The sequence below is a fragment of the Okeania sp. SIO2F4 genome, assembly GCF_010672385.1.
In the GTDB taxonomy this organism is placed as follows: domain Bacteria; phylum Cyanobacteriota; class Cyanobacteriia; order Cyanobacteriales; family Microcoleaceae; genus Trichodesmium.
The window spans coordinates 1-9,808 of sequence record NZ_JAAHGT010000309.1 but is presented as its reverse complement, the minus strand read 5'-3'; the positions used below and the strand labels follow the sequence as shown (position 1 = coordinate 9,808).

Genomic DNA, 9,808 nt, shown 5'->3' with positions numbered 1-9,808 from the left:
TATAATGGGGGATTCTTTCCCCCCACGCAAAGCGCACCACTAATTTTTTCGCTCCTCTTGTGGGGGACCGTTACCCTCGAATTGAAGAGCGCTCCAGCTAAATGCGCTCAAGCTGATAGCTAGTTAATAATTACCTCTCCCTTTTAGGGAGAGGATTGACCAAGAAGGAAAAAAATTTATTTTTCCCCTTTCAAGGGGAGGCTAATAAAGCTGAATTCTTTAATTGTTAATTATTAATTATTCGGTAACTATTGAGGAGTTTAAGTGTAGCTGAAGTACAGCATTAATGCATAGGAATTGCTATTAGTGGGATAGACTCTCCTATGTTCTTAAACAAGCACTCAGCAATCAGTAGGAGCGTTTTTTTTAACGTGAACGAGGAGATTTTAACCTCTCCTCAACTATCTGGTGCTTGGGGTTCCAGGGATTTTAACCAGAACTGCTAAAAACTGAGAGCTGATTGCTAAAAGCTGATAGCTAGTTAAACAAATAACTAATAATTGATAACTAATTAAACTATTCACAAACTTCTAAATATTCCCTCACTTGTGGATGAGTGACAAAATAATCCTCAAGCCAATCACAAGAACTTTTTAACAAATCATTTAACCCTTTCACACGCCACAACTTTAAATCAGTATCTTTTAAAGTTGCCACATATTCACCATCTAAACTTAAACCCTGAGCATTTTCAAATTTAGCTATTTGCCGTCCAGTAATATCCCAAACTCTAACCATTCCATCTTTTCCCATACTAATAACCTGTTCCCCATCCCCACCAAAAGTCACATTTTTCACACTACCTATATGACCTTTCAAATCAACAATTTGATTGCCCGAAAAATCCCAGATTTTGACCATCCCATCACTATCTCCCGTAGCTATGTACTCTCCAGATGGGCTAAAACCAATACTCTCAACCCAACTAGAAAAAATCTTTAATTCTGACACAAGTCGAAAAGAACCATCCCAAATTTTTGCCATACCATCCTCTCCAGCAGTACCAATATATTGACCATCTGGACTAAAATCTACATCCAAAACTCGCCCATTATGACCCCTTAACTCAGCCAACTGCTGACCAGAATTATTCCATATCCGGGCAACACCATCTTCTCCCACCGTTGCCAAACGTTGTCCGTCAGGAGCAAAAGTAATCTGTTTTGCCCTACCCTCCTGACCCTCTAACTCTATTAATTGCTCTCCTGAAACCTGCCAAATTCTTGCCTGACCATTATCTCCAGCAGTAGCTATACGTTGAGCGTCAGGACTAAAACTCATATCGCCAAACATACCTAAATATCCATTGAATTGAGCTAAAGGCTTTCCAGAAATATCCCAGATAGAGGCAACACCATCAACTGTAGCTGTTGCTAATCTACTACCATTCGGACTAAAACTTACTGCCCCAAAAACATCAGACTTTCCTTTAATTTTTGCCTCGTGATTACCTTCTAATTCCCAAATTCTGCCAGTACCATCTTCTCCCAAAGTTAATAGTAATTCTCCATCAGAACTAAAATTAATTTCCCAAACTCGACCTTGATGTCCTTTAAGATTGGTCAACAAATTACCATTATTGTTCCAAATTTTCACAATACCATCACTACCTGCTGTAGCTAAACGTTGACCATCGGGGCTAAAACTGACACTGGTGACAATTCCTTGATGTCCGGGAAGTGTCCCTAATAGTTGACCGGAAACATCCCAAATATTGGCTGTCCCATCTTCTCCTGCCGTAACTAACCTTTTACCATCGGGACTAAAGCTAACATTCCAAACTCCACCTTTAAGTTTTGCCAGCAGTTTACCGGAACGACGCCGCCAAATTCTAATAGTGCCATCCCATCCAGCAGTAGCTAGATATTTTCCATCAGGGCTAAATATGACTTTTTCTACACTACCTTGATGTCCCCTAAGTCTGGCTAACTGTCTACCAGATCGACTCCAAATTCTGGCAGTACCATCCCATCCAGCAGTGGCTAGATATTTACTATTAGGACTAAATGTGACATCTAAGATGCGACCTTTATGTTTTTTGAGAGTTGCTATTTTCTTACCTGAGATATCCCAAATTCTAGCAGTGCCGTCTTCTCCAGCAGTAGCTAGCAGTTTACCATTGGGACTAAAGGTAATTTGCCAAATTTGGCCTTTATGGCCTTTGAGTTCTACTTGTTGCTTACCTAGAAAATCCCAAATTATGGCTGTACCGTCGTCTCCTGCTGTGGCTAGAAGGTCGTCTTTTGGCGCAAATTTAATTTGAGAGATTTTGCCCTGATGTCCTCTCAACTGAGAAATAGGTTGACCTGAGAATTTCAGGATTTTAGCTGTACCATCATTGCTAACTGTAGCTAATAGTTGATTATTAGGACTCATGGCAATGTTTTTGATGTTGGGAATTTGGTTTTTTTCGTGAATATTATTGAGGATTTGTTGTAAGGCAAATATCGGACTTGTGGCTGGATAATATTGGAGTGGGCGATCGCCTTTAATTAATTCTTGTAGTTCTTTTCCAGTTTGCATTGCTGATAATAATGCTTCTATTTCTGCAATTTCAAATTGTCTTAGGGCGTTAATTCCTTGGCGTTCTAATTTTGTTCCTGTTTGTGCTTCTTGTAGTTCATATTTTGCTTTTTCTAGTTGATATTCTGCTTTTTGAAGTTGGTTTTGTTTCTCTTGGAATAGTTTTGTTGCCCAGGCGACGCCAGTTATAGCTACTACTGATAATATTGTTAATCCTGCTACTCCTATTTTTAGTTTATTCTGATAATTTGGGGATGTTTTAACTTTTTTGCGACTTGTTTGATTATTTTGATTTTTCTGATGAGTAATTTTTTGTTTTGGCGTTTCTATCTGTTTCTGTTGTGGATTTATCGCACTCTTACTAGAAGTTTTGTGATTTTCTGGATTTGCCAAGTTAGAGATATTTGCTCTTTTTTGGAAACTTTGTTCCTGACTGTTCAACTCATTTAACTCTAAGGGATTTTCGAGTTGTTTCTGTTGTGGATTTATCCCATCATTCCTATGAATTTGGCGATTTTCCTGATTTGCCAAGTTAGAGATATTTGCTCTTTTTTGGAAATTTTGTTCCTGACTGTTCAACTCATTTAACTCTAAGGGATTTTCGAGTTGTTTCTGTTGTGGATTTATCCCATCATTCCTATGAATTTGGCGATTTTCCTGATTTGCCAAGTTAGAGATATTTGCTCCTAGTTGGAAGTTTGTTACTTGAGTGTTCAACTCATTTAACTCTAGGGGATTTCCTACTTGTTTTTGTTGTGGATTAATCGCACTATTACTAGAAATTTTGTAATTTTCGGGAATTTCCAAGTTAGAAATATTTGCTCCTCTTTGGAAACTTTGTTCCTGACTGTTAAACTCATTTAACTCTAATTTTTGCTGATTAACTATAGGAACAGATTGAGTTGTTTGTGCTAGATATTTTTCTACCCATTCTTGATTAAAAATTTCTGCATAAATAGGACTGTATACCTCTAAAAATCCTTGATTGATTTTCGCTATCCCCGACCTCAATAACTCTTTTATCTCCCATTTACTATTAGCGATCGCATCCTTTTTAAATCTTTGATTATTTTGACCAGGTGGTTTTAGTCTGCCATGTTTTAATAATTGTTGATATATTTCTAAATGACTTGTAGATTTCTGTATCTTTTTCAGCAACAGATTTTGTATTTTGCTGAAATGAACGGGATAGTCTTGTGCATCCCAATTTTCTACCACACAAATTTTTACTAAATCTTCTACTAAACCTACATCATTATAAATTTCTTCTACTCCTTTTTCTCCTAGATAGTTAATAACTATTTGACATAGTTTTTGTGTTAAAAATGGTTGTCCGCCCGACCAAAATAATATTTCTTCCATAACTTTGAGTGGCTGTTTTACTATTCCTGCAAATCTGTTTGCAAAATGAGCCACTTCTTCTATTTTGAAGCTACTAAGTTCAATATATCTACATACATCTACTAAATTATTAGGTATCGTCATCCCTAACAAAGCAAATGTTAAACGTTTAAAATTTGGATTATTTGCTCTTTCCTGAAGACAATAATCAATCAATACTCCTAAGCTACCCCAACCAGAATTAACAACATCATTATCATTAACTTCATCTATAAAAATTACTATCCTTTCATCTTGAGTCTTAGCTAGCAATACTTCTTCAATAAACAGAAATAATTTTTCATCCGCAGCCATATCTGCCGTTTCTTCCCACCATAATTCCGGGAAATGTCGAGGAAATATAAAATTTTTCTCTAAAGTTAAAATTACTTGACTATACCATTCGTCTAGAGTTAAAAGTTGATTGTTAACTCTAGTCATGTCTAGAGCAACACAGATAATATTTTCTGCTTGTAAAAGTTGAATTGTCCTAACTTTTAAACTTGATTTACCTGTTTGTGGAGAACTTAATACATAACAATATTGACCTGCTTTTAAAGCATTAAATAATTCTTGGTCTGCCGCTCGTCTGACATAAGTGGGATGATTGGGTGTTAAATAATTACCTACTTGAAAATTGTATTCTTGATTTTTTTCTATATTCATATTTATAAGTAGTCGTGCTTTTAGGAATTTCCTAGTTGAGAGAGGGAACAGGGAACACTTAACTGGGAACACTTAACTGGGAATCAATAGGATGTTTCATTAATTGATAACTGATAATGGATAATTGATAATTACAAGAAGGTTAAAACCGTTACACCAATTGAAGATTGGGAAATTCAAGAGCACTTTTTTTCCCCTATCCAAGGGGAGGCTTTAAACCACAATTATTTAATTAACAATTAATAATTAATAATTCGGTAATTAATTTTGCATAGGAACTTATTGATTATCCTCACCCTAGCAACTTTATCAGATATAACCTTTCAATTGTAATTAACTCAAAATTAAGGTTTTGATAAATTATTAGATTTTCAAAAATAAATTATATCCCTAATATGGATAAAAATCGTCATTGCGACGATAGGAAGGAATCTCAGGCGTTAAACGAGATTGCTTCCTTCCACTCCGTTCCAGTCGCAATGACTTACATAGGACTTACGCACTTGCAACGTATTTTCGTCATTGCGACCGACAGGGAAGCAATCTCAAACCCCAGTTTTTCTTACATCATGCGTAAGTCCTGTTACAATAACTAATCATCACGGATTTAATATTAGATAAAAATCTCTACTTTTCCAGGTTTTATCTTTATAAATCTTGGAGATATTGAGAGTGGCTCTTACTAGAAAAACAACTCAAGTCTTAGAGGAAATATTAGTTTATCTAGTTCGTCTATTCCTAAAGAAAACTGTGGCTGATATTAGTCACCTATTGGAGTTAATGTTAGAGGATCTTCTAAGCAATCTTCAAAAATTGCTCCTCTTTTAATGAGGTTTCGTTTTAATTCTTCAGTCATTCCTGGACTATTGCTACTGAACTTTGTGTGTGTTACTTCACTATCTTTTAATTTGGCTCCACTGAGGTTAACTCCACTGAGGTCAGCTCCACTCAGGTTAGCTCCACTAAAGTTTGCTCTACTGAGGTCAGCTTCTCTGAGTTTGGCTCCACTGAGGTCAGCTTTAAAAAAGTTAGCTCCTATCAGCTTGGCTACAAAGAGGAAAGTCCCACTCAGGTTAGCTCCACTCAGGTTAGCTCCACTCAGGTTAGCTCCACTCAGGTAGGCTTTACTGAGGTCAGCTTCTCTGAGTTTGGCTCTAATGAGGTCGGCGTTTCTAAGGTCAGCTTTAAAAAAGTTAGCTTTAATAAAGTTGGTTCCTCTAAGGTTAGCTCGAATAAGGCTGGTATCACTGAGGTTAGCTTGAATGAGACTGGCATCACTGAGGTTAGCTTGAATGAGGTAGGCTCCACTGAGTTTAGCTCCACTGAGTTTAGCTCCACTGAGTTTAGCTCCACTGAGTTTAGCCCCACTGAGGTTTGCTCTACTGAGGTTTAACTTTTTCTCACCCTGATTAGTTCTAATTTTCCGAATTAATATTTCTTTTTCATCAACCCCAGTAACAGCAGTTTTAAGTTTTGCCACATCAGTATAAGAAATATCTCCAGTAATTGTAAATGCTAATTTTTCCTTCTCTGGCTCTATAAACTCAACACTTTCTATTGGCACATCAAATATTTCTGTTAATTCTCCAGAGTTAAATGATTCTGCAATTCTTTTCAAACCTTCGGGAGAACCCTTTAAGAAAAACTTTAAGCTTCCTTCATCAACATCAACAATTGTTAATTCCACATCATCAGCGATTTTTTGTAGATGTTTTTCAATAGCTTTTAATTTGCGTTTGTCTATAGTCTTTTTGAGACTGCCAGTAATAATAAATTCTATCTCTATCTCTTCTTTAGGATTCGCTATTTTTTCAGATGCACCTGCTATAGAATCATCTTTATCAACTTTAATCGTTATATTATTTATTGTATTTTTGTCACCCTGAATAATTTGATGACTATTATCTTTATCAATTTTATTATTATATTGTTGAGATTTTATATAACCATTATCTTCGGTAACATTTGTCTGCATACTAACAGGTGCATGAAAATCATTATTATCTATTTCAGATGTAGACTTATGAGTTGACATAAATTTTATTTCTTTCCATTGATTAACAAAATCAGAAGTCAGAAAATGAACTATCAAAAAGTTTTTGTTTGTAGTAGAGCTTTAGCAATATCTATCTTTCCGCTAAAACAATACTACAAACTTTTTTATTCTACAAAAGTAATGCAAGTGCCGCAGGTATTAATTGTTTAACACCTTCAGTAACTGCTGTTTCACCTGCTTTAGTTCCCAGAGATTTTCCCAGATTTTTTAGACTTTCCTTAAAAGAAGGATTTTGTTTAGCCTTTGTGGCAATTTCTTCTACTGCATTTTGTTTAGCTTCTTCAGGAGAATAACTTTGAGAAAGTTGGTCTAACAAATCCTGAATTTCTCCTGCTGCCTCTGCCAGAGATTTTTTATTTTCAGAAGTATAGTTGTCTTGACTTGCTTCTATTTTACTCTCGTCTTTAGTTACATTAGTTTGAAAAATTGCAGTATCATGGAAAGTATTTGTGTTTATTTGTGATTGAGATTCGTTTTTTGATTGATTCATATTATTAGATAGATTGGTTAGATTTACTTTTACCTTAACAAATCCATAGCAAAAGTCAGCCATTATCATATTTTTTTCATTTAATTTCAAAACGAAAATACTTTAGCTTGCTTGAAGTAAAATTAATTATTGGTAATATCATTAACATTAATTACTCCTTGCTTCGGGAGCATTCGTTCTCTAAGTAAATCATAATTCTCAATATTAAATAAATAAATACCAGGAGTTATGCGGTCAAAAATATCAGAGTAGTTTTGATAGATTTCACCCAATATCTCAGTAGTAAATATTTCCTGAAAATAGCTAACTAGCAACTTAGAAAAAGGATTACATTCCCATACTTGTTTGATAGTATTTTTAGCGATCGCTTCAGTAAAAAAACTTTCAAATGACTGCTGTGGCAACTTAACATGATTCTGACAAACCCATCCCGTGCAAGTAAATAAATGATTACTAACTTTACTTTCTACAGATACCCGATACTTTTGATAATTAATAATTAATAATGGATAATTGATGTAAGCATTTCCTGCGGAATGCTGCGCAAACAGCCATCAGCTATCAGCTATTGTTTTTAGTTTTAGATTTCAACCCCACTTTTAAGACTATACTTTATAAACATCTCTTTTGATATAAAGCTTTATAATGGATAGCTTTAAAGGCAAAGTCTTATTGCTGATAGCTGACAGCTAATAGCTGAGTGCTTACTAATTGATAACTAGAGATATAACATTCCTATTTTATTCCTGTCAGAAATGTTGCAACATAAGTGTCAATTACTATAGTTGTCATTATCAATTATCCATTATCAATTATCCATTATTATTTACTCTCCAAAATAATTAGGCGTAAAACTCCCATGTAAACCATAAGGAATATGATGTTTTAAATGCAATCTTGCCACAGGTTCTTTATTCAAATTTCGAGCATCTAAAATCACAACATCTGACCGATGTTCCGCCGCATCATACATCAACATTAATAACCAACCATCATCCTCATTTACCCCATTTGGAAAAGGAACAAATAAAGGTTCCCCCGCAAAACCTCGCGGTGCAACACTAAAAATTTGACGTTCTCCCGTTTGCCAATCAATCTTTAAAATTGCTTGTACAGGAGCATTTCCACTGGACCTATCTGCTGCTGCAATAAATAAATATCGGTAAGCTTCTCCCACATTATTCGGATTTAAAGTCGGAAACTCACAAGAACGACTTTCAACTAATTTATGTTCTACATTATTCTCTGACAAATTAATCTTAAATCGCCATAATTGACCTTCTGGAATTGCATCAAAATCTACCTCCCGAAAATCATCGCCCAGGTCAATTTGTGAGAAAGATTCATAACAAATAGAATCTACATAAATTTCCCCATCCTTTTCCCAAGCATTAGCATGATGAAAGACAAAACAAGGTTTCGTTTCCAAAATTTTCATGGCTTTACTACCATCACGAGGAATTAAAATCGCCTGTGTTGATTTATTAGGTGAAAATTCCAAACATTGACCTGCACCTCGCAATCCCAGAAAGAAAGGAAGAGGATTCAAAGTAACAGGATTTTGGAAAAAGATACAGTAATTTGGTGTAATTACCATATCGTGTAAAAAGGCAAAACCAGGAATCGAATGAGAGTAACGTTTGAGTAATTTTCCCTGACTATTAAATTCAAAAATAGTTATGATACTCGATAAACCAGGTTTCACAGAAAAATTAACCAAAACATCTCCTTTTCCATCCTTTCCTTTCTCAATTCTAGGGTGAGCAGAAAAAGCTTGACCGGGTTGTAAAATTCCATCTACATCATCAATTCCAATAGTTTCTAAATTTTTTGGATTTAAACGATGAGGTTGCGCTCCTTCCCACAATGCCAAAAGTTTATCGCCCCAATAAAGAATGCCAGTATTGGCAATATTTTTATTTTTCAAATCGAAAATATTAGCTAACCAACCACCAGGTTTTTGAGTGCCAAAAACACCTCGATAGAGAATTTTTCCTGCTGCTTTTTCTGCCACATAACCTTCTGTTCTAACAAACCTATTTCGGAAGTGGGCGCGACCATTTTTAAAACTTATTGCACAAACCATTCCATCCCCATCAAAAGGATGAGCAATAGATTGACCATTAATATCTAATAAACCAGGTCCGTTGCGGAAAAAAGTACCGTTTAAATCTTCTGGTATTTCACCTTCTATATCATCAATCCAATAATCATATTCATTGGGTTGAGATTCATATCCTCTTTGCCAATCTTGAAGAGTATAAGATGTAGACTTTTTGATTTGTAAATTTGGCATAACTAAATCCTAATTTTTAAATTGTTTAAAGTATTACATGAAATACCAATGCAAGGGTATCAAACTACTCCAACCACTCCACCAGACAACAAAGCTAAATTAATCACAAATTCCAAACTGAAAAATTATTCATATCTATAGCTATATACCCATGGGGTAGAGTCTCAAACCTTTGTCATAACTAAATTTCCCATAGCTGACTAGAGTATTACAGCACTTTTTAGGATGGTGAGGTATCTAAATTTGCCATAGCTGACTAGAGCATTAAACTACTCCAACCACTCCACTAGATAACAGAGCTAAATCAATCGCAAATTCCAAACTGAAAAATTATTCATATCTATAGCTATATACCCATGGGGTAGAGTCTCAAACCTTTGTGATAACTAAATTTGCC

The 9,808-nt window shown here is 35.2% G+C and carries 5 protein-coding genes; all 5 read right to left on the bottom strand.

The window, feature by feature from the left end; all coding sequences use genetic code 11:
* Positions 1–516: 516 nt before the first annotated feature.
* The 5 genes from F6K22_RS19540 to F6K22_RS19520 all read right to left on the bottom strand — a co-directional run bounded on the left by F6K22_RS19540 (position 517) and on the right by F6K22_RS19520 (position 9,411).
* Positions 517–4,569: a WD40 domain-containing protein gene (locus F6K22_RS19540; RefSeq protein ID WP_293101410.1), complete on the bottom strand. Its 4,053-nt coding sequence runs from the start codon at positions 4,567–4,569 to the stop codon at positions 517–519.
* 760 nt (positions 4,570–5,329) lie between these two features.
* The gene (locus tag F6K22_RS19535; protein ID WP_293101408.1) at positions 5,330–6,604 is read right to left on the bottom strand and encodes a pentapeptide repeat-containing protein; all 1,275 of its coding nucleotides are present in this window, start codon (positions 6,602–6,604) and stop codon (positions 5,330–5,332) included.
* A gap of 130 nt (positions 6,605–6,734) precedes the next feature.
* On the bottom strand, positions 6,735–7,115 hold the full coding sequence (locus F6K22_RS19530) for a hypothetical protein (protein ID WP_293101405.1): 381 nt from the start codon (positions 7,113–7,115) through the stop codon (positions 6,735–6,737).
* Between the two features lie 122 nt (positions 7,116–7,237).
* Positions 7,238–7,519 (bottom strand): hypothetical protein, encoded by a 282-nt coding sequence (locus tag F6K22_RS19525; RefSeq protein ID WP_293101403.1) that lies wholly within the window; start codon positions 7,517–7,519, stop codon positions 7,238–7,240.
* A gap of 422 nt (positions 7,520–7,941) precedes the next feature.
* Positions 7,942–9,411, bottom strand: coding sequence for a carotenoid oxygenase family protein (locus tag F6K22_RS19520; protein WP_293101400.1), 1,470 nt, complete (start codon positions 9,409–9,411; stop codon positions 7,942–7,944).
* Positions 9,412–9,808 lie beyond the last annotated feature (397 nt).